This window comes from Erwinia sp. CGal63 (assembly GCF_037026505.1).
Classification (GTDB): domain Bacteria; phylum Pseudomonadota; class Gammaproteobacteria; order Enterobacterales; family Enterobacteriaceae; genus Erwinia.
Window position 1 is genome coordinate 177,351 of record NZ_JAKUMN010000008.1, and the last position, 24,350, is coordinate 201,700.

The 24,350-nt window shown below is 56.8% G+C and carries 16 protein-coding genes; 6 read left to right on the top strand and 10 right to left on the bottom strand.

Going from position 1 to position 24,350, the window contains the following annotated elements:
- Together ssnA and MKZ79_RS19930 are read left to right on the top strand one after the other, a co-directional pair.
- A complete protein-coding gene (ssnA, locus tag MKZ79_RS19925; protein ID WP_336144355.1) occupies window positions 1-1,326 on the top strand; it encodes a putative aminohydrolase SsnA in 1,326 nt (441 codons plus the stop codon).
- A 19-nt stretch (window positions 1,327-1,345) separates the two neighbouring features.
- The gene (locus tag MKZ79_RS19930) at window positions 1,346-2,791 is read left to right on the top strand and encodes a nucleobase:cation symporter-2 family protein (protein ID WP_336144356.1); all 1,446 of its coding nucleotides are present in this window, start codon (window positions 1,346-1,348) and stop codon (window positions 2,789-2,791) included.
- A gap of 46 nt (window positions 2,792-2,837) precedes the next feature.
- Here the strand turns inward: MKZ79_RS19930 and iolB are convergent, their stop codons facing one another.
- Together iolB and MKZ79_RS19940 are read right to left on the bottom strand one after the other, a co-directional pair.
- Window positions 2,838-3,653 (bottom strand): 5-deoxy-glucuronate isomerase, encoded by an 816-nt coding sequence (gene iolB / locus MKZ79_RS19935; RefSeq protein WP_336144357.1) that lies wholly within the window; start codon window positions 3,651-3,653, stop codon window positions 2,838-2,840.
- A 20-nt stretch (window positions 3,654-3,673) separates the two neighbouring features.
- Window positions 3,674-5,179, bottom strand: a complete 1,506-nt coding sequence (locus MKZ79_RS19940; protein ID WP_336144358.1) for a CoA-acylating methylmalonate-semialdehyde dehydrogenase — start codon at window positions 5,177-5,179, stop codon at window positions 3,674-3,676.
- Window positions 5,180-5,703: 524 nt separating this feature from the next.
- Here MKZ79_RS19940 and MKZ79_RS19945 point away from each other — a divergent pair.
- Window positions 5,704-6,519 (top strand): TIM barrel protein, encoded by an 816-nt coding sequence (locus MKZ79_RS19945; RefSeq protein WP_336144359.1) that lies wholly within the window; start codon window positions 5,704-5,706, stop codon window positions 6,517-6,519.
- A 437-nt stretch (window positions 6,520-6,956) separates the two neighbouring features.
- Here MKZ79_RS19945 and MKZ79_RS19950 read toward each other — a convergent pair whose 3' ends face one another.
- Window positions 6,957-8,153, bottom strand: a complete 1,197-nt coding sequence (locus MKZ79_RS19950; RefSeq protein WP_336144360.1) for an MFS transporter — start codon at window positions 8,151-8,153, stop codon at window positions 6,957-6,959.
- 236 nt (window positions 8,154-8,389) lie between these two features.
- On the opposite strand from MKZ79_RS19950, the gene MKZ79_RS19955 reads away from it, so the two are divergent.
- The gene (locus MKZ79_RS19955) at window positions 8,390-9,451 is read left to right on the top strand and encodes an AI-2E family transporter (RefSeq protein ID WP_336144361.1); all 1,062 of its coding nucleotides are present in this window, start codon (window positions 8,390-8,392) and stop codon (window positions 9,449-9,451) included.
- 2 nt (window positions 9,452-9,453) lie between these two features.
- On the opposite strand, the gene MKZ79_RS19960 is transcribed toward MKZ79_RS19955, so the two are convergent.
- Both MKZ79_RS19960 and MKZ79_RS19965 read right to left on the bottom strand, forming a co-directional pair.
- Window positions 9,454-10,398: an ABC transporter substrate-binding protein gene (locus tag MKZ79_RS19960; RefSeq protein ID WP_336144362.1), complete on the bottom strand. Its 945-nt coding sequence runs from the start codon at window positions 10,396-10,398 to the stop codon at window positions 9,454-9,456.
- Window positions 10,399-10,407: 9 nt separating this feature from the next.
- Window positions 10,408-11,163: a class II aldolase/adducin family protein gene (locus tag MKZ79_RS19965; protein ID WP_336144363.1), complete on the bottom strand. Its 756-nt coding sequence runs from the start codon at window positions 11,161-11,163 to the stop codon at window positions 10,408-10,410.
- Between the two features lie 217 nt (window positions 11,164-11,380).
- Here MKZ79_RS19965 and MKZ79_RS19970 point away from each other — a divergent pair, with 217 nt between their 5' ends.
- On the top strand, window positions 11,381-12,949 hold the full coding sequence (locus MKZ79_RS19970; protein ID WP_336144364.1) for an EAL domain-containing protein: 1,569 nt from the start codon (window positions 11,381-11,383) through the stop codon (window positions 12,947-12,949).
- A 49-nt stretch (window positions 12,950-12,998) separates the two neighbouring features.
- On the opposite strand, the gene MKZ79_RS19975 is transcribed toward MKZ79_RS19970, so the two are convergent.
- A complete protein-coding gene (locus MKZ79_RS19975) occupies window positions 12,999-13,481 on the bottom strand; it encodes a hypothetical protein (protein ID WP_336144365.1) in 483 nt (160 codons plus the stop codon).
- A 416-nt stretch (window positions 13,482-13,897) separates the two neighbouring features.
- Here MKZ79_RS19975 and proP point away from each other — a divergent pair, with 416 nt between their 5' ends.
- Complete coding sequence (proP, locus tag MKZ79_RS19980) at window positions 13,898-15,403, top strand: glycine betaine/L-proline transporter ProP (protein ID WP_336144366.1); 1,506 nt, start codon at window positions 13,898-13,900, stop codon at window positions 15,401-15,403.
- 75 nt (window positions 15,404-15,478) lie between these two features.
- Here proP and MKZ79_RS19985 read toward each other — a convergent pair whose 3' ends face one another.
- From MKZ79_RS19985 to MKZ79_RS20000, 4 genes are all read right to left on the bottom strand, one after another.
- Window positions 15,479-16,570, bottom strand: a complete 1,092-nt coding sequence (locus MKZ79_RS19985) for an ABC transporter substrate-binding protein (RefSeq protein ID WP_336144367.1) — start codon at window positions 16,568-16,570, stop codon at window positions 15,479-15,481.
- A gap of 16 nt (window positions 16,571-16,586) precedes the next feature.
- Window positions 16,587-18,719 (bottom strand): TonB-dependent siderophore receptor, encoded by a 2,133-nt coding sequence (locus tag MKZ79_RS19990; protein ID WP_336144368.1) that lies wholly within the window; start codon window positions 18,717-18,719, stop codon window positions 16,587-16,589.
- Window positions 18,720-18,846: 127 nt separating this feature from the next.
- Complete coding sequence (locus tag MKZ79_RS19995; protein WP_336144369.1) at window positions 18,847-22,383, bottom strand: autotransporter outer membrane beta-barrel domain-containing protein; 3,537 nt, start codon at window positions 22,381-22,383, stop codon at window positions 18,847-18,849.
- A 782-nt stretch (window positions 22,384-23,165) separates the two neighbouring features.
- On the bottom strand, window positions 23,166-24,347 hold the full coding sequence (locus MKZ79_RS20000) for an NAD(P)/FAD-dependent oxidoreductase (protein WP_336144370.1): 1,182 nt from the start codon (window positions 24,345-24,347) through the stop codon (window positions 23,166-23,168).
- Between the last annotated feature and the right edge of the window lie 3 nt (window positions 24,348-24,350).

Below are 24,350 nucleotides of genomic sequence, written 5' to 3' on the forward strand. Positions count from 1 at the left end.
ATGCTGCTGCTAAAAAACGCTACCCTTGTTAACTTTTACCCTGCCAGGATTGTTGAAAACAGCGATATCGCGATCGATGGTGACAAAATTATCGCCGTTGGCCGCGATTTGTCGGCAGATTATCCTGATGCGCAGTGTAAACCGCTGTACGGCAAGCTGGTTATGCCGGGTCTGGTTTGCGCGCACAATCATTTTTACTCCGGCCTTTCGCGCGGCATTCTGGCACCCATTCCGCCCTGCCCGGATTTTATCTCGACGTTAAAAAACCTGTGGTGGCGGCTGGATCGGGCGCTGGACGAAGAGTCGCTCTACTACAGCGGTCTGATCTGCTCGCTGGAAGCGATCCGGCATGGCTGTACCGCAGTTATCGATCATCACGCCTCACCCCATTTTATCAGAGGATCGCTGGCGATCCTGCGTCGTGGCTTTATCGAAGCCGGACTACGCGGCATGACCTGTTTTGAAACCACGGATCGTAATGGCGGCCTGCAGGAGCTGGAGGCGGGCGTGAGAGAGAATATCGATTTTGCCCGTCTGATCGACTCCCGACGGGACGACAGCCCGGAAGAAAGGCTGGTAGAGTGCCACCTCGGCGCCCATGCGCCGTTTACCGTGCCGGATGCTGGCCTGAAAATGCTGGCCGAGGCGAAGCGGGAAACCGGACGTGGCCTGCATATTCACGTGGCGGAAGATCGTTACGACGTTTCGCACAGCCACGATAAGTACGGCATGGATCCCATCGCCCGCCTCGAGAAATTCGATTTGCTGGATGAGAAAACGCTTATCGCTCATGCACTCTGGCTCTCTGCCGATGAGATCGCCCTGCTCAACCGGCACCGCGCCTGCCTGGCGCATAACGCCCGTTCCAATATGAACAACCATGTCGGCTATAACCACCAGCTGCCCGGCTATCAGCTGGCGGCGCTCGGTACCGATGGCATCGGCGCCGATATGTTTGAAGAGCTGAAATTCGCCTGTTTCAAACATCGTGACGCGGGCGGCCCGCTCTGGCCCGACAGCTTTCTGCGCATGCTGCACAACGGCAATATTCTGCTGGAGCGCAACTTCGCACAGCCGTTCGGCCAGCTGGCGGCAGGCTATACCGCCGATCTGACCATTTGCGATTACGTTTCCCCCACGCCGCTGCGGGCGGAAAACCTGGCCGGGCATTTCGCGTTCGGCCTCAACAGCGCGTCGGTGCACAGCGTCATTATCGCCGGCAGGCTGGTCTACGAAGATCGGCAGTTCCCCTTTGAGGTTGAACCGATCTACGCGCGCGCGCGCAAAGCCGCAGCCAGACTGTGGCAAAACATGACGGAGCTTTGATAAAAAAGGAAAGATTATTATGAGCGCTCTTGATCCGCACTCTGCTTCATCCGTGAACGATGTGCACCACGAAGACGAAGTCGATCGCCTTACCACGCCCGGCAAGCTCTTTATTCTGGGGCTACAGCACGTACTGGTGATGTACGCCGGCGCGGTTGCCGTGCCGTTAATGATTGGCGATCGTCTGGGCCTGAGCAAAGAGACCGTGGCTCTGCTTATCAGCTCCGATCTGTTCTGCTGCGGCATAGTTACGCTGATGCAGTGCATCGGTATTGGACGCTTTATGGGGATCCGCCTGCCGGTAATTATGTCCGTGACCTTCGCTGCCGTTACGCCAATGATCGCTATCGGCATGAATCCGGATATCGGCCTGCTGGGTATTTTTGGCGCCACGATAGGCGCCGGTTTAATTACCACGCTGTTAGCACCGGTAGTGGGCAGGCTGATGCCGCTCTTTCCTCCGCTGGTCACCGGCATAGTGATTACCTCTATCGGCCTGAGCATTATTCAGGTTGGCGTGGACTGGGCTGCGGGAGGCAAAGGCAATCCGGACTATGGCAGCCCGGTTTACCTGTCGATCTCGTTTGCGGTGCTGCTGTTTATTCTGCTGGTAACCCGCTTTGCCAAAGGCTTTCTGTCCAATATCGCGGTGCTGTTGGGCATCATTTTCGGCTTTATCCTTTCCCTGATGATAAACGAGGTCAACCTTGCCGGACTGCACGACGCCGCCTGGTTTGCCGTGGTTACGCCGCTGGCGTTGGGCGAGCCGGTTTTCGATCCCGTCTCGATTCTGACTATGTCCGCCGTGCTGATCATCGTGTTTATTGAGTCAATGGGGATGTTTCTGGCGCTGGGCGATATCGTTGGCCGCAAGCTGACCTCTGACGACATAGTGCGCGGTCTGCGCGTTGATGGCATAGGCACGCTGTTCGGCGGCCTCTTTAACAGCTTTCCCCATACTTCCTTTTCGCAAAATGTGGGGCTGGTCAGCGTGACGCGAGTGCACAGCAGATGGGTTTGTGTGGCTTCAGGCGTTATTCTGCTGGTGTTTGGCATGGTGCCCAAAATGGCAGTGCTGGTCGCTTCCATCCCCCAGTTTGTGCTGGGCGGCGCCGGACTGGTGATGTTCGGGATGGTGCTGGCTACGGGCATCCGTATTCTGGCGAGAAACAACTATTCCACTAACCGCTATAACCTTTATATCGTGGCGATTAGTCTGGGGGTAGGCATGACGCCAACGCTCTCGCACGATTTCTTTGCCAAACTCCCCGCCTTTATGCAGCCGCTGCTGCACAGCGGCATTATGCTGGCAACTATCAGCGCCGTGACGCTAAATCTATTCTTTAATGGCTACCAGCATCACCACAAGCTGCCCGATGCGCCCGATGTCAGCCGACTGTCAGTGCGTACGGTACGGATGTGGCTACTGTTACGGAAATTGAAAAAAGATCGGGAGCAGGAGTAGGCGTGAAGTTGAGAGGGAAAATCCCTCTCAACCTGCTGCTGTAAGGCTATTTGCGCGGATACTCTTCGCTGTTTACCCAGGCGTGATCGTTTTCCCAGCTGAACTTCCACAGGCGAACCGGCCCGGCCATAACGTTGAGGTAGTAGTTGTCATAACCGGCAATGGTCGCCACCGGATGGTAGCCGCGCGGCACCGTCACCACATCGTGGTTATAGGCCGCCATGCACTCATCCAGCGAGCGATCGTCGGTATAAACGCGCTGCATAGCGAAGCCCTGTTCCGGATTGAAACGGTGATAATAGGTTTCTTCCAGATAGGTTTCGGTTTCCGAGTTTTCCGTATCGTGCTTATGGCTGGGATAAGAGCTGGTGTCGCCCTCATCGGTATAAACTTCTACCACCAGCAGACTGTCCGCTGGCTTATCGTCAGGCAGGATATTATGCACCAGCCGCCTGTTGCGCCCTTTGCCGCGTTTTTCGACGCCCACGTCGCCAGGCGCAATCAGCCGCGCCGGCAGATTGCCGTTTCCGGGCGCCCGGCAGACCGCCAGCTCCAGATCGGTGTCGGCCCGCACCTCGACCTTGTCGTCGTGCGGAACATAAACCGAATAAGGCGGCGTGCGCTCGAAGGGCGACATCCGCTTGCCGATATCGGGGAACTCCGCATAGCGAGTCTTCACCGAGGCCAGCCCGGCGACCAGCACCAGACACAGCTCCTGGCTGCCGCTTTCCAGCTGTAGCGTCTGGCCCTGTTTCAGCTGGTAAGCTTCAAAACCCACATAGCGCCAGTTCGCGCTTTCCGGCGTAACCTGCTGGATACGTCCCTGCGCATCCGGGCTTTGTGCTTTGGACAGCAATGACATAGCGCTTCTCCTTAAATGAATTAGCCCAGCGTTGGCATACTGAATTCAGAAACCGTTTTCTGACCGCTCGGCCAGCGCACGGTTGCGGTTTTCATGCGGGTATAGAAACGAACGCCGTCCGGCCCGTGCACGTTCAGGGCGCCAAAGACGGAGCGTTTCCAGCCGCCAAAGCTGTGGAACGCCATCGGCACCGGTACCGGAACGTTTACGCCGACCATGCCCGCCTGCACTTCGCGCACAAAGTCGCGTCCGATGTGGCCGTTGCTGGTAAAGATGGCGCTGCCGTTGCCGAACTCGTGACTGTTGACCAGCTTCAGCGCCGTGGCGTAATCCGGCGCGCGCATGATGCTGAGCACCGGGCCAAAGATCTCTTCCCGCCAAATCACCATATCCGACGTCACATCATCGAACAGCGTACCGCCGACGTAGTAGCCTTCCGCGTGGCCCGGCACCTGAAGATTACGCCCGTCCACCACCAGTTTCGCGCCCTCTTCCACGCCCTTGTCGATATAGCCCAGCACTTTCTTCTGGTGCGCGGCGGAAACCACCGGCCCCATCTCGTTCTCTTCACTGCCCTGCTGCATACCTGGACCGACGCGCAGAGCTTTGACCAGCGGCGTCAGGGCGGCGATCAGTTTGTCGGCGGTATCATCGCCCACCGCGACCACAACCGGCAGCGCCATGCAGCGTTCGCCCGCAGAACCGAAGGCGCCGCCCATAATGGCGTTGACCGTCGCATCCAGATCCGCGTCCGGCATGACGATGGCGTGGTTTTTCGCCGCGCCGAAAGCCTGCACGCGCTTGCCGTGCGCGCTGGCGGTTTTATAGATGTGTTCGGCCACGCCGGAAGAACCGACAAAGCTCACCGCCTGCACCCGCTCGTCGGTATAAAGCTGTTCGGCGTCTTCGTTAGCGCAGTGAATCACGTTAAAGACGCCGTCCGGCAGACCGGCTTCCGTCAGCAGTTCGGCCATGCGTACGGAGACGGAAGGGTCCAGCGCCGGCGGCTTAAGCACGAAAGTGTTGCCGCAGGCCAGCGCAACAGGGAACATCCACAGCGGCACCATCGCCGGGAAGTTGAACGGCGTAATGCCCGCCACCACGCCCAGCGGCTGCATCAGCGAGTAGCTGTCCACGCCCGTGGCCACGTCCGGCGAATTTTCGCCTTTAATCAAATGCGGAATGCCGCAGGCGAACTCGACGACTTCCATACCCCGGGTCAGCTCGCCCAGCGCATCTGACCAGACTTTGCCATGCTCGCTGACGATCAGCGCGGCCAGCTCGTCGCGATGCTGTTCCATCAGGGCTTTGAAATTAAACAGGATGCGCGCGCGGCGCAGAGGCGAGGTGCGTGACCAGCCTTCAAAAGCGTTGTGCGCAACTTCAATGGCGTGAGCAACCTCTTCCGCCGTGCTTTGCGTCACCTCACGCACCGGCTTTCCGGTCGCCGGATCGTAAACCGGAATCGTTTCATTGCTGGCGCTCAGAGAGGTTTTTCCGCCAATAAAGTTTCCTGTAATAGTCATGTTCTGGCCTCTTGAATGTAGGGATCTCCTGCCGGAAGTTGCTTGCCGCAGCTGCCTGGCCGGTCAACGCCCGAATGCGTGCAATGACACTATTATATTGGAATAAATTTTTCAAATATTCCACTTTAGAAAATCTGTTTTTAGCGGCGCAGATCGCATTTTTTCAGCGCGTGACTTGTCAAAGCCGTAACCTGTCGGCCTGAGCGTCAAAAAAAGAAAAACCCCCAGCCTGCGGGCTTTATCAGGGATAAAACACCCGCTTCCCTGCAGAAAACCGCCTCACGCGAGCCAGCTGAAAGTGGCCCAATCTTCAGCGGCGGCCAGGCCAAAAAATGAAATTTTGCGAGAAAGATCCAAAAATTTAAGTTTCATTATTCCCTTTATATGAAATAAATGTTTTTATCATCCGTAGCGAACGACGGGCCGCGAAACGGGCTGAACAGCGGCAGCCGCACGGCTTAGCGGCCAGCGCCCTTTGCCAACGTTGTCGATATCTATCCCTTTTATTTTGCAGGAGCAGCAAGATGGCTATTGATTCAACCCGTTTCTGTATCAACCGCAAGATCGCTCCCAATCTCGGCATTGAGCCATTTTTTCAGCTGGTTCATGGCCTCGGTTTAAATAAAGTCGAACTGCGCAACGATATGCGCAGCGGCAAAGTCACCGATGACCTGAGCCATGAAGAAGTACGCGAGCTGGCGCAGCGCTATGGCCTGGAAATCGTCACCATTAACGCCGTTTACCCGTTTAATCAGGCGGACGACGCGCTGCTGGCGAAGACGGAAGCCCTGCTGAAGGACGCCAACGGCGTCGGCGCGAAGGCGCTGGTGCTTTGCCCGCTCAACGACGGTACGCCGGTTTCGGCGGAAGAAACCATCGCCGCGCTGAAAAAACTGGCGCCGCTGTTCGCGAAGTATGGCGTTGAAGGCCTGGTAGAGCCGCTGGGCTTCCCGGTCAGTTCGCTGCGCTCCGCCGTGCATGCCCAGGCGCTGATCCGCGACGCCAGCGTACCTTTCCGTCTGATGCTGGATACCTTTCATCACCATCTGTACGAAAAAGCGGAAGACGAATTTGAAAATGGCATCGATATCGACAATATCGGTCTGGTTCATCTGTCCGGCGTCGAAGATACGCGCCCAACGGCGGAGCTGACTGACGAAGAGCGCATTATGCTGAGCGAAGGCGACCTGCTTAAGAGCGTGGCTCAGGTGCAGCGGCTGGAGCGCATGGGCTATCGCGGCGTGTACGCGCTGGAGCCTTTCTCTTCCATTATGGAGAGCTGGAGCACGGCGGATATCGAACGCGAGATCCGCCAGAGCCTCAGCCTGCTGCAGGCATAAATGTTTTTCAACGGGCGAACCGGGTTCGTACGTCGGCCACGCCAGACGGCTGGCAAACCTTAACAGTTGGTGCAGGCTGGCTTTTTTCACCACAACACCGCTGTTTCACGGCGGCAGAGGCTGAGCGGATAAATTTTGGCGCATGGACGCGCCAGACGAGCTTACAGGGACGTATTCAAGGCGTGTCTGTGTTCCGCTTTGCCTCTACCGCTGTTCGCAAGCGACAACAGTAACGCCGGGTTTGTCATCAATCTCACTCTTTCCTCTCTTTTATCTGTGTCGTACCTGGCGGCCTGAATGGCCGCCCTTTTTTTTAACCCTGCGCACAGAGCTTTCACGAATCAAAGCTGCCTGAGTTTGACGCTGGCGAAGATCACCTGTTCGCTATATGCAAAGCCCGCCTGAAAATCGCCATCGCCTTAATTATGCCGACTTATTTAGCTGCTTTCCGGCTGCGCACGGCGGGCTTTCAGCGTCAGCAGCATCGCCAGACAGACCAGCAGCGCGCTAAGCAGATAGATAACCGGCACGCCGGCATAGCTCATTACCAGCCCGGCCAGCGGCCCGGTAACGCCCAGCGAAAGATCCATAAACGCGGTATAGGTCGCCAGCGCGCTGCCCTGATTTTGCGCCGGTACGGCCTTAACCGCCACCACGCCGATTGCCGGGAAAACCAGCGAGAAACCGGCGCCGGTCAGCAGCGCACCCAGCTTAGCCATCCACGGATCGGTCGCGCCCCAGACCAGGAACAGGCCGATAGCTTCTACGGCAAAGCAGACCGCCGCCACCATCAGTCCGCCGTGCCGGTTGATGGCATTAGGGAACAGCAGGCGCGTGCCGACAAAGGCGCCGCTGAACAGCGTCAGCGCCCAGGCCGCGCCGTCCCAACCTTTATCCTGATAAAAGAGCGTAATAAAAGTGGCGATAACGCCAAAGCCGGCCGATCCCATCGCCAGAATCATCCCGAAGCGCCAGACCTTGCCCAGTACGGCGCGAAACGGCAGCGGCCTACCTTTAGCGCTTTTTACCGCGGGCCGCGGCAGCGCCATCAGCACGGCCAGCAGCGCAATCGTCGTCACCACGCCCGCGAGCAGCAGCAGCCCGCCCCAGCGATAGATGGCCACGCCCAGCGGCGCGCCAATCGCCATCGCGCCGTAGGTGAAAATGCCGTTCCAGGAGATAACGCGGCCAATATGCAGCGATCCTACTACGCCAACGCCCCACAAGGTTGAGCCTGTGCCAGCGAAGCTCTGTCCGACGCCCAGTATCACCCTGCCGAGGCAAAGCAGAAGCAGGCTGACCATGGGGATCGCCGCGCTTAACGCGGCAAGCGCGTAGCACAACCCGCTGAGCAGACAGCCGCCAAGCCCCATTACCACCACTTTTTTCGGCCCCAGCAGATCGGCGAAGCGGCCCGCGTATGGACGGCTGAGCAAGGTGGCGAAATACTGCAGGCTGACCACCAGCCCGGCCCAGAACGCGCTATAGCCCATCACGTCATGGACGTAGCCAGGCAAGACCGCCAGCGGCAGACCGATGGTCAGATAGGCGGCGAAGTTAAAGATGACGACGGCGATAATGCGCAGGTTCAGGCGTAAAGCGCCCGTGGTCTCCGGCGCGGGTTGTTCAGGCATGGCAACAGATGTCCTGTCCGGGGTGGAATGAAGGGTAACTATAACCCGATTCCGGCCTGTGCCGAGGGGCAAGGCGGAAATTAGCGTTGCGTTGTGGTTTAGCTCGTGGTCGAGCCAGACCAGCTATTGCTGGCCCAGGGCGTGAAAAATAGCCGCGTCTGAGAGCTTTCCTGAAATCAACCGCCTGGCGATAAACAGCCGCTACACTTAAACACAAAACGCCTGAAGGAGAAGGAATGAACGTACCGCAGCAGGAGAAGATGGGGCAGAATATGCTGCTGAAAATGGCGACGCTGGTTGTGATTCTGGCCGGCATCAAGGCGGCCTCCGCTATTCTGGTCCCTTTTTTACTGGCCCTGTTTCTGGCCATTATTTTAAACCCTTTGGTGACTATACTGATGCGGCGCGGCGCCCGGCGCGGCATGGCTATCAGCCTGGTGATCGCGGCGGTACTGATCGCCCTGGGGCTATTGGTGGCGATGATTGCTGGCTCACTGGATGAGTTCTCCACCGTCTATCCGCAGCTGCAGCAGCAGATGACGCAAAAGCTGGCGCAGCTGCAGCACGTCGTCGCGCCTTTTCATATCAACCTCTCCACCAACAGCCTGGCCGCGCGGCTCGATCCCAATGCGATTATGGGCATGGCAACGCTGATCCTCAGTCAGTTTTCCGGCGCGCTGACCAACCTGGTGCTGCTGATTATGACGGTGGTGTTTATGCTGTTTGAGGTGCACCACCTGCCCTACAAGCTGCGTTTCGCGCTGATTAATCCCAAGATCCGCATTGCCGGGCTGCATAAGGCGCTGAAAGGCGTCACGCACTACCTGGCGCTGAAGACGCTGATTAGCCTGATTACCGGCTTCGCCGTCTGGCTGGTGCTGATGCTGCTGGGAGTGAAGTTCGCGCTGATGTGGGGCGTGGTGGCGTTTGTCCTGAACTATATTCCCAATATCGGCCCGGTTATCGCCGGTATTCCTCCCACGCTGCAGGCGCTGCTGCTGAACGGCGTTTATGAGGCGGCGCTGGTGGCCGCGCTGTTCAGCGCGATCCATATGGTGTTTGGCAATATGCTGGAACCACGCGTGATGGGCAAAGGCCTGGGGCTCTCCAGCCTGGTGGTGTTCCTGTCGCTGATTTTCTGGGGCTGGCTGCTGGGGCCGGTGGGAATGCTGCTTTCGGTGCCGCTCACCAGCGTGTGCAAAATCCTGATGGAAACCACGCCTGGCGGCAGCAAGCTGGCGATCCTGCTGGGTAACGGCAGGCCGCCACGAACGCCCAAGCCTAAAGTACAGAAGTAGCGTCAGCGCGCATCAAAGACGCTGCTATCGGTTATCGCCTGCACGTCAACCTTGTTGGGCAGGATAGCCAGCGACGAGAAGAGATCCGCTACCCGTTGGACTTTGGCGATATCTTCCGGTGCTACCGGCCGTATGCCGTGAGAGATACGGCTGGTTATCACTTTCGCTTCCGTGGGAGAGAGTCGGGTAAGGGTTGAGTAAACCTGGTTATAGTCTGCGGGATGCGCGATTCCCCAGGCGCGCGCCTTCGCCAGACGGCGGGCAAAGTCGGCGATGGCCAGCCGTTTTTGCGGATCCTGCAGCGAGCTACCGGTAGCGGTCACGAAGGAGAGCGAGGTGGTTAACCCTTTGCTGTCGCGCAGCAGCCGCGCGCCATGCTGTTCCGCTATCCCCAGATAGGGATCGAAGGTGGCCCAGGCGGCGATTTGCCCGGCGTTAAACGCCGCGCTGGCGTCGGTAGGCAGCACAAAGCGTATGGAAACCGCCGTTTGCGGCACGCCGGCCTCTTTCAGCGCTTCATACAGCAGATGCTGGGAGATGCTGCCGCGCGCGGAGGAGACCACTACCGTTTTGCCAGCCAGATCTTTTACGCTGCGCAGCGGCGAATCCGCAGGCACGATCAGGCCATTGGCGGCGCCGTCACCGACATTGGTGGCAATGATTTTGAGATCGACGCCGCCGGAAGCCGCCATCAACACCGGCAGATCGCCCGCGTAAGAAGTGTCTACCGCGCCGGCGCGCTGCGCCTCAAACAGCGGCGCGGCGCCCTGAAAGTTGGCCCAGCGATAGTCGTACGGCGCGTCCTTCATTACGCCCGATGCCTCTACCAGCGAGCGCAGATTACGCGCCTGATCGCCCAGCACTAAAGTCACCTTTTCCGCTCTGGCCGCGCCGATGGCCATCACCATTCCCAGCAGCAGCGCCAGCGCGCTTTTTCCTTTGTTCATCGATGTTCCTTAAAGCGCGCCGCGCTGCAGCTGTCGTATATAAGCATCCCAGTGCAGCAGATACTTTTTATTTTTTATGCCGTTATCGAAAACCCGCGCGGCTTTTTCCGCTACCTCGTCGGACACGATAAGCAGTTCGGCGCCGCCAGCCTGCGCCGCCAGCTGCGCCACGCAGGCCCGCTCCAGGTAGTAGAGGTTATAGAAAGCCTCTTCCAGCTGCTGGCCGCAGGCAAGCAAGCCGTGATTGCGCAGGATCAGCGCATCAAGATCGCCCAGATCCGCGACGATGCGCTGCTGTTCGTCCAGGTCCAGCGCGATGCCTTCATAGTCGTGATAAGCCAGCCGCTGCCAGAAGCGCATACTGTGCTGCGAAATCATCAGCAGACCGTTTTTTTGCGCCGCGACGCCAATGCCCGCCGCCGTATGGGTATGCAGCACGGCATGAGTCTGCGGGCGAGCGCGGTGAATGGCGCTGTGAATAACGTAGCCAGCCGGGTTAATTCCCAATCCGGAAGGATCGTCCAGAATTTCGCCGTCCAGATCGACTTTTACCAGGGTTTCTGGGGCGATTTCGTCAAAAGTCTGGCCGTAGGCGTTGATCAGGAAATGCGGCTTCTCGCCCGGTACCCGTAGCGAGAAATGCGTATAGATATGGTCGGTCCAGCGTAACCGCGCGGCCAGCTGATAGCACTGCGCCAATTTGACGCGAGCCTGCCACTCCGCGTCGGTAATGCGCGCGCGTAGCGATGCGGCATCATGAACCATAAAAAATCTCCTCAGTTACAGCATGATGGATGGCCGGAGCCGGGCCAGAGCATCCTGACACAGAAGAAACGCGCGACGGAAACGATCAATCTGAGAATAAATTGCATAAAATTAACTAAGCGACAATGCGCGGCGCGGCGGCGAAACTTTTTTCCGGCGCCATGCTACCTTTACCTTTTTCAGGTGGCGCAGGAATGCCGCTAACCGAGGTTACTGGATGGATTTGCCGAAAAAATACGGTGAAAGGAAAGGCGTGCTGCTGGCCGTTGCGGGTTCGGTGCCGCTGATCCTCTGCCTGATATTTACCTTTATCGACGCCAGGCAGATCGTGAAGCGCCAGCAGGCGGCGACCGCGGATATGCTGCTGGCGCACGCGGAAGCGATCGGCGATCGGGCCTGGAGGATGATCGACCAGCTTGAGCCGCTACCCGAACAGCCCTGTGCGGCTATCAACGATCGGCTGCGCCAGTATGCGGCGCTCTATCCCTATTTTCGTTCGGTAGGCGTTATCAAAAATGATACGGTGACCTGTTCTTCCGCGTTCGGCGGACTGACGAAAGAGCTTGCTACCATTATTCAGCGTCCGCTGCCGGAGCACCCTCAGGCGCAGTGGATGCTTTCGCTCGGTAAAACCTGGGCCGTGCGGGATCGACCGGCCGTGATTTTCGTGCGTAACATGACCTTGCCGTTCAGCGCTTTTGTGCTGGTCGACGGGCAATATCTGTCAGATGTGATGAGCGCCGTTGGCAGAAGCCAGCACGACAGCATTACGCTTCAGTTTGGCAGTGGCTTCGCGCTTGCCAGCCATACCGGGGAATCGCCTGAACGCAGCCTGCTGCAGGCGGTGACGCTGAGTAAAAACGCCCATCGCTATCCGATCATCGTGCGCGTCACCTCGCCCGGCAGCGACATCGCCCTGAACTGGCGGCGCAGTCTGTTTACCTATCTGCCGATGGCGCTGATCCTTTCGCTGCTGCTGATGACCGTGACTAATAGCTGGCTGAAGCGCAAGCTGTCACTGCGCGATCAGCTGCGGCGGGCCATTCTGCACCGTGAGTTTTCGGTCAACTATCAGCCCGTTTACCATATCGCTACCGGCAAAGTCAGCGGCGCGGAGATCCTGATGCGCTGGCAGCGGCCCGGCGGCGGCTGGGTAAGGCCGGATCTGTTTATCGCCGCGGCGGAAGCGGAAGAGATGATTATTCCGCTGACCCGCCATCTGATCGATCTGGTGCTGGAGGATGCGAAACAGTGGGTTCTGCCGCCCGATTTCCGGCTGGCGATCAACGTCGCCGCAGCGCACGTGCACCACGCCAGCTTTGTCGACGATATCCGCTATTTCGCTGCGGGAATGGCGGTACACCAGCCGGATATTACGCTGGAGCTGACCGAGCGCAGCCTGCTTTCCGACGGCGAGGATGTGGTGCAAAAACTGCAGCAGTTGCGCAGCGAAGGGATTCATATCGCGATTGATGATTTCGGTACCGGCCACTGCTCGCTCTCTTACCTGCAGACCTTTCCGCTGGATTACCTGAAGATCGATCGCGGCTTTATCAACGCTATCGAAACCGTAGAGGGCGAGGCGCCGGTGCTGGACGCCATCATCATGCTGAGCCATAAGCTGGGGTTAAAAATCGTGGCCGAAGGCGTGGAAACCGCTACCCAGCTGCGCTATCTGAAAGCGCGCGGCGTGGTTTTTATTCAGGGCTATTATTACGCTCGTCCAATGGCCAGCAGTACGCTGATGGCCTGGATGCAAGAGGAAGGCCAGCAGCCGCTGATATAAACGGGTCTGAATTAATAGCGTGGAAAATAAGGCGTAACGATTTTCAATTTCATTTGCGATTTTTAAGTGCCGCCCGCAATGCCACTTTTACTTCTTCATCCGTTAACACTATTTTCTGTCCGTTATATTTTATTCCTGCGTCTTCACAGCGGGCTCTGGCGCGCGCCTTTATTCTGTTCAGGGTTTGCCTGATCTGTTTCAGACACTGCTGCTGTTCGAACTCAATTTCAGAGGCGCTTTTACGTGGATGTTTACAGAGAGGAGAAGAGCTTAAAAAACTATGTAAATCAAACACCTTAATAAGAAATAATCGAACTTTAGCCGCGCTGTGCAAAAAGGGAAATTCGCTTATTCCGACGCGACGATTAGCCACTTTGTCGATTATTTTTCCACAATAAAGCCAGGTATTTATCGGTGAATAAACCCTGGTGTTATCAGGGAGAAAGCGGCGCGACGCGCGGAAAAATTTTAAATTCGCCTCTGTGCTTTCCAGCCAGTAATTTACAAAATGAACGCTTTTTTTATTATACATTGCCTCCCCCGCATGACTGCGGCGGGCAGTATTACCGATCGGGTTAGCGGGCGCAATACTCAATCCGGCGGCGGTTCCGACTTAATTTTAATATAAAAAATAGGTTGTTACGGTTTATTTAGCGCAGTTACCCGCCGTTGGCGCCTCTTTTAAGCCTCTTCTCGCATCGCACGCCGGCCCCTTCCCTCACGCAGTGCAGGTTACGCAATCTGATTTCAGTTAGAAATTATGTTACACGGCACAGAGACGATATACTAAAAGCAGACAGATATTTGCTGAGTAAACAACAAATTTGCTACTTATCACTGTCTGCAGGGCAAAAGTCCGTACGCTATTCCGCTTTGCCCGCGTGCCACGGCGGCACAGGACAGAGCGGAGAATTTTACTGGGAAACAGTCAATTACAGGGTGCTTTATATGAAGCTACGTAGGAAGCGTGTTAAGCCGATTGGCTTGAAAGACGTAACGATCATTGATGATGCCAGATTACGCAAAGCCATTACCGCAGCGTCGCTTGGTAACGCCATGGAGTGGTTTGACTTTGGGGTATACGGCTTTGTGGCCTATGCGCTGGGCCAGGTATTTTTCCCTGGCGCCGACCCCGGCTTGCAGATGATCGCCGCGCTGGCGACCTTCTCCGTTCCTTTCCTGATCCGTCCGCTTGGCGGCCTGTTTTTTGGCGCGCTGGGCGATAAGTATGGCCGTCAGAAAATCCTCTCTGTCACTATCGTGATCATGTCGGTCAGTACCTTCTGTATCGGCCTGATCCCCTCTCATGCCAGTATCGGTATCTGGGCGCCCATTCTGCTGCTGCTGTGCAAAATGGCGCAGGGCTTCTCGGTAGGCGGGGAATATACCGGCGCTTCTATCTTCGTCGCCGAATACTCACCTGACCGCAAACGCGGCTTTATGGGCAGCTGGCTCGATTTTGGTTCCATTGTCGGCTTCGTTACCGGCGCGGGCCTGGTGGTGCTGATCTCTACCGTAGTCGGCGAAGCGAACTTCCTCGACTGGGGCTGGCGTATTCCGTTCTTCGTTGCGCTGCCGCTGGGATTAATCGGTATCTATCTGCGTAACGCGCTGGAAGAAACCCCGGCGTTTCAGCAGCATGTCGACAAGCTGGAACAGGGCGACCGCGAAGGCCTGGCCGACGGGCCGAAAGTCTCCTTCAAGGAGATCGCGACCAAACACTGGAAAAGCCTGCTGGCCTGTATCGGCCTGGTGCTTTCCACTAACGTTACCTATTACATGCTGCTCACCTATATGCCGAGCTACCTGTCGCATAACCTTCACTACTCCGAAGATCACGGCGTAATGATTATTATCGCGATTATGATCGGTATGCTGTTCGTGCAGCCGGTAATGGGCCTGATGAGCGACAAGTTTGGCCGCCGTCCGTTTGTGATTATTGGCAGTATCGCGCTGCTGCTGCTGGCTATTCCTTGCTTTATGCTGATCAACAGTAACGTGATGGGGCTGATTTTTGCCGGTCTGCTGCTGCTGGCGGTGATCCTCAACTGCTTCACCGGCGTGATGGCTTCGTCGCTGCCGGCGATGTTCCCTACCCATATCCGCTACAGCGCGCTGGCCAGCGCCTTTAATATTTCGATTCTGGTGGCGGGTCTGACGCCAACGCTGGCGGCGTGGCTGGTGGAATATACCGCTAACCTCTATATGCCGGCGTACTATCTGATGGTGGTCGCGGTCGTGGGCCTGATTACCGGCATTATGATGAAGGAAACGGCCAATATGCCGCTGCGCGGCGCTACCCCGGCCGCTTCCGATATCAACGAGGCGCGCGAGCTGCTGCAGGAGCATCACGATAATATCGAGAGCAAGATCGAAGATATTAACGAGCAGATTGCCGAGCTGGAAGCCAAGCGCTCACATCTGATTAATCAGCATCCTCGCATCAACGAGTAGCGCTCTCACCCGCTGACGCGGGCCTGAAGCCGCTGATAACCCTCAAGCCCGCGAATGCGGGCTTTTTTTCGTCCGTTAGTTTTCCTGAGCTGTTGTCCAGTAGGTGCCGCTTTCCGGCAGCGGCAGGAAGTCGCGGTTCATCTCCTGCAGGGTTTGCGCCGGATCCAGATCGGTAAAAAGCTGTGGATGCAGCGTTTTGGCAAAGATTTCCAGCGCCAGCAGATGCCACGGGCTGAGGTAGAAATTGTGCCAGATCGCTAAGGTTCGGCCCTGACGAATCGCGGCCAGCTGCGCAAGCAGCGGCTGGCTCGCCAGCGCCTGCGCGAAACTTTCCCGGGCAGCTTGCGCTGTGACCTGCGGGCCAAGCTGTAGCTGCTGCGCGCTGCCTAAGCCCGTCGCGATAAAATAATCGGGCCTGGCCGCCAGCACCGCTTCCGGGCTTAGCTGCCCAAATACGCTGCCAAATTTGCCGGCCGCGATGTTGTCGCCGCCGGCAAAGGCCAGCAGTTCGGCCAGGTTGCCGTGTCCAACCGTGGTACAGCAGGCATCCCGGCGCCCAATATGCAGCTGCAGCATCACGCGCGGCCTGGCCGGAGCCGCTTCGCGCAGCCGGTCGCGAATGAGATCCCTGTGCCGCTGATAAAAGGCGATAAAGCGTTGCGCCTTCTGCCGATCGCCCAGCGCCTCTCCCAGTATGCGCAGGCTGGGCACGGTATTATTCAGCTGGTCCACGCGCGTATCAATATAGAGAACCGGAACGCCCGCCGCCGTTAGCTGCGCCAGTAAACTCTCCTGCGCTGCGGGCCGCTTAGCGTAAAGCGGCATGATCAGCAGATCCGGACGCAGCGCGATGATTTTTTCCGCACTAAGCTGGCCAGGCGCGGCGCCGCCAATCAGGGGGATCTTTTTGATAGCGGGAAAAGCGGCGCTGTAGCGCGCCCAGGTTTGCGGGTCGTAACGCGGCAGATCGGCGGGCCAGCCCACCACGCGGCGCAGCGGATTGCCTTTTTCCACCAGCGCAAGCGTATAGAGCAGCCTTCCTTCGCCCAGCATGATGCGCTGCGGGTTATCCGGCACGGTGACGTTGCGCTGCAAAATATCCGTGACGATTTTCGCCTGGGTCGCGCCGCCGGCTAACAGCAGCAGCAGGATTAGCCATTTTTTCATGAGTCACCCGTCATTGTCAGAAATCTACCGAAGCGGAAAGGATGATTTCGCGCGGCGCGCCCTCGCTGACGCGCAGACTGCCGCCGCTGGATTCGTAATACGCTTTGTCGAACAGGTTGTTGACGTTGATCTTTAGCTGAGTATGTTTGCCCAGCAGTTTGCTGTCCCAGGCGACAAAAGCGTCCGCTACCCTGTAGTCCGGCATCGTAAAGCTGTTTTCCGGATCGCCGGCGCGAGAACCGACATAGCGCGCGCCGCCGCCAACGCGGATATCGCCCGGCAGCCAGGAGAAGCGCATGGCGTGCGTCAGGTAAAGGCTGCCGCTGTTGGTTGGCGCATTAACCAGCCGGTTACCCACGTTGGCCTTGTTGATATCATCCTCGACGATTTCCGTTTTATCGTGGCTGTAAGTCGCAATCAGCTGCCAGTCAGGCGCCAGCTCGCCGTTGATTTCAATTTCCGCGCCGGTTGAACGTGCTTTGGGAATAGTGCGCGTGCTGCCATTGATCAACACCGACATATCCTTTTCGTCAATGCGGTAGAGCGCCAGCGTGGCGGAGACTGCCGGAACCATCTGCCATTTTGCGCCGACTTCATAGGTGACGCCCTTTTCCGTGGAGGCGACGTTGCCGTCATCGTCGGTCTGCGTCGAAGGCGTGAAGGATTTGCTGTAGCTGCCGTAGAGCGAAAGGTCAGGCAGCGCCTTATACACCACGCCCGCCTGCGGTAGAAAAGCGTCGCCGCGATCGTTAAGCGTGGTTTGCGGATCGCGCCAGCCGCTGCTCGCGGTTTGGGTATAGCGCTGATAGCGGGCGCCCGCTACCGCTATCCATTTATCCGACAGATGAATGCTGTCTTTAAAATAGAGCGAACGGCTGTAGAGGTTGGTGCGCAGATTACTCTGCGCGTCGGAAACCGTGCTGGCGTTGACCGACGGCTCTTCGCCATAAACCGGATGATAAAGATTGAAGGTTTTCGACACTTTGCCGCGATAAGAGTAAGCCTTATAGGTTTCGTTCTGCTCGTAGTCAGCGCCCAGCATAATATCGTGCTGCATTCCCCCGATCTCCGGGCTGCCGCCGATATCCCACGCGAGATAAGTTGTTTGATGATTGAAGCCGCGATTGGCATCGGCACGACGGGAGACAACGCCCGTTGTTGTATCAATCGCCGTCGCACGCACTTCATTGCTGTCGTAGCGTCGCTGCATCCAGGCATAGTTAAAGTGGGTATCCCAGGTTTCGTTCAGGCTATAGCCGTAACCGATGTTGAGCCGTTTGTTTTTGCCCCATGCGTGATTGGCGCTGTCGTCCAGCCGCTGGTTATAGGGAATATTTACCGGTTTTTTATTGATAAAGGCGGTGCCGCGATCGACCGGAATATCGAACTTGTATTCGCTATAGCTGATATTGAAAGAGGCTTTTTCGCCATACCAGCTCAGGGATGGCGCCAGCAGCGTATGTTCGTTGGCGCCAAAGTTTCGCCAGTAGTTCTGGCGCTGGCGTTCGGCGATCAGGCGGAAAGCAAAGCCGTCGCCCAACGGGCCGGTAATATCAACGCTGCCCGCGCCGCCGCCGACGCTGGTGGTTTCGCCGCTAAGATGGCTATGCCATTCGTACTGCGGCTTTTTACTGACCAGGTTGATAATGCCGCCGGGATTCTGGATGCCGTACAGCAGCGAAGCGGAGCCTTTCAGCACTTCAACGTGGTCGATGGTGCTGTCCATCGCCAGTCCCTGGTTGCTGCGCACGCCGTCAATAAAGATTGAACCGTCGGAATTACTGCCAAAGCCGCGCTTGACGAAACCATCCTCAATCGCGCCCAGCGTATTGCCCTGAGTAACGCCGCTGACAAATTTCATCGCGTCGGTCACGGTTTTGACCTGATAATCTTTTATTACCTGCGGCGTCACCACGCTGACGGACTGCGGCGTTTCACTGCGCGGCGCAGGCGTTTTCGTGGCCGCAGTCGCGTCATCCTGGCCATAGCTGCCCGCCTCGTCAGCGCTGTCGGCGGTCACGGTGAGCTTCTGTTCTTTGGCGGTTTCGGCGGCCGGTGCAGCCACGCTGACCAGCGAGAGTAACAGGAACAGCGGCGTCTTCCCTTTTAAACGCGCGACGGCGAAAGGAGCGGTGAAAGGTGTTTTCATTGATAGTTGCAGGTGTAAGAATAGTTGGCGCGGATGATAATAATTTTCATTGCGATTAGCAATTTCAAAAATTACGCTGCCGCAATGAAAAAAGGGCCCGCAGGCCCTTTTCAGCAGGATCCAGCCATCAGAATTTGTAGCGTATGCCCATGTTGCCGGTATAGCCTTCCGTTCCTTCGCCGAAGCTGTGGGAATATTTCACCTGCGCGTACACGCTGAAATGCGGGTTCAGCTGACCGCTTAAACCGGCGCCAGCCTGCCAGTAGCCGCGACGCACGTCCGGTCTCATTGTTTCGTTGTTCATATCAATGCCCGGCGTATGGCCCAGGAACTGTACTACGTCCGCCTGCAGATAAGGCTTCATAACGGGCCCGTCGAACCAGACGCGCACACCTTCACGCAGCTGGGCCGTCATCAGGTTCTGATCCTTCAGCTTCACGCCTTCGGAGTAGGTCTGGCTGATGTTCATATACTGTCCCATCGCCTGCAGCTGCGGCTCCAGCCTCAACTGACCCAGCGGAATCGGATAGCCGGTTTCCACCGAGGCGACGACGCCATAGCTGTCCATTTTGGCATTGGTCAGGCTGGAGAAGTCGTTGCTGTAGCGGGTAACCTGCATCACGTTATCCAGGTAAGCGCCGCTGTCGTTCCAGACCGTCAGATAGCCGCCGAGGCCGTAAGCGTTGGTGTTTGTCTTGCCGACGTCGACAGAGAGATCTGAACGCAGGCTGCGGGCGGTATCCTTGTTTTTGCTGCGCTGATTGCCCAGCGTCATCATTGGGCCAGCGGTCAGATGCCAGTCATTGCCAAACTGGCGCGTCAGCACGTCACCGCCCAGCTGGACGAAGGTGGTGTTCACCTCAAAGGCGAAACGTCCGGCTTCGTAGCTGTCGTGGCGGCCGGAGACTCTGGCCCAGACGGTGTTGCCCTGATAAGCGCCAAGACGTTCGTGCCAGGTGCCGATGGTTTCAAAGCCATAGGCCGTGTTCAGATAAGGCGCAATCAGGTAGCCGGCGGTTTCCGGCCTGTAGGCTTTCACGCCTGCCGATGGCGCTACGCTGCCGCTGTCGTCCGAGGGCGTCGGAACGACTTCCGGCACATCCGGCACCTCGCTGCTGCTGCCCGAGTTGTCGTCCGGCGTGACCGGGACATCTGGCGTAACAGGTTCGTCCGGCGTGACCGGGACATCTGGCGTAACTGGTTCATCCGGCGTGGCCGGTACGTCAGGCACATCGGGTTCGTCCGGCGTGACCGGCGTCAGTGAAGACTGCAGATACCAGTTTTGATCGCCGATTTTATACAGGAAATATTCATAGTTCCCCGCGACGACGGTGTTTTTCTGGCTAAAGGTGGCCGTGCTGGCGTCGCCCGCCACGCTGATCAGCAGAATACCGCTGCTGGTTTGCGCGCCTGTTCCGCCTCTGTTGCTGACGGTGACGTCATAGCTGCCGGCAGCGCTGCCGCTGACCACCAGCCTGTCGGTAGCCGAACTGTCGTCATCCAGCTGGGTATTAAAAGCAAACAGGCCTGAACCGGAGAGGTCGCCGTCCACGGTTACCGTACTGAAGCTGTTGGCGTTGTTAAAGATAACCGAGCCGCTATCCATCGTCAGCGATTTGAGGTTGGAATCGCCGCTGACCAGCCAGCTGCTGGCGCTATTAAGGATCAGCTGGTTAACGTTCTGCGTGGCGCCATTCAGCGTCGAGCCGTCGTTCAGCGTCAGATTGATCGCGTTGTCATAGCTGTCGGTAACAACATTTCCCAGCAGCTGAGAAGCGCTGGCCGTGACGTTGACGTCAGAGAAGTAGGTATCGCCCTCTTCCGTAACGTTGGTGACGGCGCGAACAGCGGTTCCGTTGCCGCCATAGACCAGGCTGCTGTTATTAAGGGTCAGATCGAGCGCGGCGCCTTTAACCCGTACGCCGGTTCCCGCATCACTGCGCAGCGTCGAATTATCCAGCGTAACAGCGCTTCTCAGCGTCTCCGACCAGGTAGCCGTATAGAGCGCGGCGGCGTCGGTTTGGTTTGAAGACGCGCCCGTATGGGTGATGGTGCTGTCGCTGATAGCTAAATTGCCGAGCGCGGCGATCATGCCAAAAGCGTTATCGCCAGAAGCGGTGACGGCGACGTTGCTGGCGGTGACGGTTGACGAACTTCCTGAGTAGAGGCCCGCGCTGGCTTCGCCTGAGGCGGCGATCTCGCCGCCGGTGATATTAACAATGCCGCTATCGGTAGCGGCGATAGCATGGGCTGCATTGCCGCTGGTGGTAATGGTTGACTCGGTCAGCGTGGCGGTACTGGCCGATGACCTTATGCCGTAAGCTTCAGCGCCAGTCGTGGTTATGGCGGAATTATCGAGCGTTAAATTACTATTCTCAGCAAGGTAGGCGCCGGGAGACTTCTCTCCCGTTGTCTCAACGGTACTATTGGTCAGCCCCAGCGTGCCGTTTTTTGTGGCAGCCACGCCATAGGCCTGGCTGCCGGAGGTGGCGATAGTAGAGTTATCGAGCGTGATGATGCCATCAACGGTCGCCACTGCGCCGTAGGCTTTTTCCCCGGACGTGGTAACGATGAGATTATCGCCCTTGACGCTATTCTGGGTATAAATGCCGTAACTGCTCGTCCCCGAAGTCAGCAGGGTGCTGTTTTCCAGAATGACGGCGCCTTTATAACCATTAACCGCATGAGCCCAATTGCCGCTGGTGGTAAAACTGGTATCGGACGCATCTAAAGTCGTATTTGTACCGGCCAGCCAGACAGCTTCCGCACCATAACCAGAAGTTTGATAGCTACCGCCACGAACAATCGTATCGGATGCAAGATTGATATCAAGAGCCTGAGCAAACCGATAGGTAGTGGTGATCGAGACGTTATTTAACGTGACATCCCCGCCCATAGCCCGTATTCCGATATAGGTTGCATTGATAGTACTGTCGTTCAATGTCAGCGAACTTCTTTTTGCCGCGGCTTCGCCCACTCTGATAGCGGCGAAGACTTGAGAGGAGGAATTAATGGTGACATCTGTCCCGGTAAGATGGCCATAGGAGAGATAAATGGCCTGCAAAGCATTAAGACTACCAACTGTGATATCCGTGTTGGTTATCGTTGCAGTACCGAACTCCGTTCCATTTTTACTAATTTCAATTCCTGTAGCCAGATATTTTTCGTTGACGTTAATAGTCAGCGCGTCTGCGGTCAGCGTACCGCCCTGCATATAGATAGCTTTTGAGGTGCCGACTCTTTGCAGCATTTTCGTATCGGTGATATTAATGATGCTGTTTTTAGCCCGTATGCCACCGTAATTTTTTCCTGACGCAATAAGAGTACTACCCGTTACATTCAACGTTGCATTGGTAAGCTGCACCGTATAGATGCTGTCTGAAGAGAGCGTGACATCATTTAACGTCAGTATTCCACCATCCTCAGCATTGCCGACAGATGTCCCGGCTGGCGCAGAAAAAGAGAGACCGCTATCGGTAATCAACTGGCTACCCGTGCCCGAAACCTGCAACGGGATATCATCTTTCTCAGTGGAATCATAGCTGGACGTTACCTGCAGCGTAGAGCCGTCGGTAACAATCCATGGCGAGGCCGCTGCAGCGTAAAGCGGCGAAAGCGCCAGGGTTAAGGCGCTCAACATAAAAGGCCGTTGTTTCATAGCCATAAGGCATCCTTTCGTTAAATATCCATAAATAAACAAAAAAGATAAAGGGATTACCGGGCTTTCAGGCGGGGACAGGCATTGCCTGTCAGTAATAGCGCAAATAATTTTTCAGGTAATGCTTTCATAAGAAAAAATAGAGAATCCATCCACACCAGCCGGTTTCCTGGCCAGCAATACTAATTGATCGCTTTGCGCACGAGAAGTATTTTTTTAAAAATTCCACCGGACAGAGACGCGCCTCTTACATATTTAACCGAATGAATAACAAGAATAAGTTAATATTGCACGTAAAGCTTACCGTTATAAATTTGAATCATTCAGTAATTAAGAAAACTCCTGGGAAATCTGCATGATTCATTTATTTCAACTTCTGAAAATCGGTGGCAGAGATAAACACTTAAGATAAAAACTGACAGCATCATGCCGCTTTCATCAGGAAAAACCCGCTTATTAATACGTAATCATTTTCTGTATTTATTTTTTATTTGCGATCGTCATACGCATCACCTGAAAGCCTTATGCCTTTACAGGATGTCATACCCGAGGATGGGATAGGGCTAAGCGGAAAAGCCGAAACAGATGAACTGGCTGACAGCCTGACGAGCGCCCTGCGGGTGGAAACCGGCTGGCGAAACGGGCAAGGAAGCGGCGGCAAAACGGGCAAGGAAGCGGCGGCAAAACCTCGGGCCATGCCGCCTGAGGCTATACCGCTTTCGGCGTCGCCTGTAGCGGAGCCGATTGCGCAGGCACGAGTTGAGCGTAAATCGGCAACGGCAGCTGGTTCAAAGCGCCTGCGCGCAGGCCCAGGCGGAGCTCCAGGCCCATTGAAAGTTATAGCCGCCAAGCCAGCCGGTAACATCCACGACTTCGCCGATAAAATAGAGCCCCGGCACGTCGCGCGTCTCCATCGTTTTGGAAGAGAGCGCGCCGGTATCCACGCCGCCCAACGTCACTTCCGCCGTGCGGTAACCTTCAGTGCCGTTAGGCTGCACGCGCCAGCCGTGCAGGGTTTCCGCCAGCTCGCTCTGCTGGCGGCTGTTCAGCTGCTTAAGCGTACACTCCGGCAGCGTTCCCAGCAGCTGCAGAGACTCCACGAGGCGGCGAGGCAGCACCTTAGCCAGGGTATTTTTCAGGCTCTGGTTTGGATGAGTCTCGCGCTCTTCGCTGATAAAAGCGTGCAGATCGCGATCCGGGGAAAGGTTAATGGTTACGAATTCGCCTGGCTGCCAGTAGCTGGAAAGCTGCAGCACCGCCGGGCCGGAAAGTCCGCGATGAGTGAACAGCAGCGCCTCTTTAAACACGACGCCGCTTTCGGACGTCATCACGGCGGGTACGGCGACGCCGGAAAGCGTCTGCAGCTGTTCAAGCAGCGGCTTATGCAGGGTAAAAGGCACCAGACCGGCACGCGTAGGGAAAACGTTCAGGCCAAACTGCTCTGCGATTTTATAGCCGAAAGGCGAGGCGCCCAGGCCAGGCATAGAAAGACCGCCGGAAGCGATCACCAGTTTTTCCGCCTGTACCGTGCCGCCGTTCAGCTCCAGCGTATAGCCTTCATCGCGCGTTACCTTCAGCACCTCGCTACGCAGCCGCAGCGTCACCTGACCGGCTTCACACTCTTTCAGCAGTAAATCCACTATTTGCTGGGCGGAATCGTCGCAAAACAGCTGGCCCAGCGTTTTTTCGTGCCACTGAATACCGTGCCGGTTAACCAGGTCGATAAAGTCCCATTGGGTATAGCGCGCCAGCGCGGATTTGCAGAAATGCGGGTTATGCGACAGGTAAGCCGCAGGCTCGGTATAAAGGTTAGTGAAGTTGCAGCGGCCGCCGCCCGACATCAGGATTTTGCGCCCCGCCTTTTTACCATTATCCAGCACCAGCACGCGCTTGCCACGCTGGCCTGCCTGGGCGGCGCAAAACAGGCCGGCCGCGCCTGCACCGATAATGATAACGTCAAACTTTTCCACACT

What these genes read in the sequence shown, in the direction of transcription:
- MKZ79_RS19975 (WP_336144365.1), bottom strand. Translation starts at nt 13,481, where the DNA reads ATGTATAATAAAAAAAGCGTTCATTTTGTAAATTACTGGCTGGAAAGC.
- MKZ79_RS19985 (WP_336144367.1), bottom strand. Translation starts at nt 16,570, where the DNA reads ATGAAAAAATGGCTAATCCTGCTGCTGCTGTTAGCCGGCGGCGCGACC.
- MKZ79_RS19990 (WP_336144368.1), bottom strand. Translation starts at nt 18,719, where the DNA reads ATGAAAACACCTTTCACCGCTCCTTTCGCCGTCGCGCGTTTAAAAGGG.
- ssnA (WP_336144355.1), top strand. Translation starts at nt 1, where the DNA reads ATGCTGCTGCTAAAAAACGCTACCCTTGTTAACTTTTACCCTGCCAGG.
- MKZ79_RS19950 (WP_336144360.1), bottom strand. Translation starts at nt 8,153, where the DNA reads ATGCCTGAACAACCCGCGCCGGAGACCACGGGCGCTTTACGCCTGAAC.
- proP (WP_336144366.1), top strand. Translation starts at nt 13,898, where the DNA reads ATGAAGCTACGTAGGAAGCGTGTTAAGCCGATTGGCTTGAAAGACGTA.
- MKZ79_RS19945 (WP_336144359.1), top strand. Translation starts at nt 5,704, where the DNA reads ATGGCTATTGATTCAACCCGTTTCTGTATCAACCGCAAGATCGCTCCC.
- MKZ79_RS19965 (WP_336144363.1), bottom strand. Translation starts at nt 11,163, where the DNA reads ATGGTTCATGATGCCGCATCGCTACGCGCGCGCATTACCGACGCGGAG.
- MKZ79_RS19930 (WP_336144356.1), top strand. Translation starts at nt 1,346, where the DNA reads ATGAGCGCTCTTGATCCGCACTCTGCTTCATCCGTGAACGATGTGCAC.
- MKZ79_RS19960 (WP_336144362.1), bottom strand. Translation starts at nt 10,398, where the DNA reads ATGAACAAAGGAAAAAGCGCGCTGGCGCTGCTGCTGGGAATGGTGATG.
- MKZ79_RS19995 (WP_336144369.1), bottom strand. Translation starts at nt 22,383, where the DNA reads ATGGCTATGAAACAACGGCCTTTTATGTTGAGCGCCTTAACCCTGGCG.
- MKZ79_RS19970 (WP_336144364.1), top strand. Translation starts at nt 11,381, where the DNA reads ATGGATTTGCCGAAAAAATACGGTGAAAGGAAAGGCGTGCTGCTGGCC.
- MKZ79_RS19940 (WP_336144358.1), bottom strand. Translation starts at nt 5,179, where the DNA reads ATGACTATTACAGGAAACTTTATTGGCGGAAAAACCTCTCTGAGCGCC.
- iolB (WP_336144357.1), bottom strand. Translation starts at nt 3,653, where the DNA reads ATGTCATTGCTGTCCAAAGCACAAAGCCCGGATGCGCAGGGACGTATC.
- MKZ79_RS19955 (WP_336144361.1), top strand. Translation starts at nt 8,390, where the DNA reads ATGAACGTACCGCAGCAGGAGAAGATGGGGCAGAATATGCTGCTGAAA.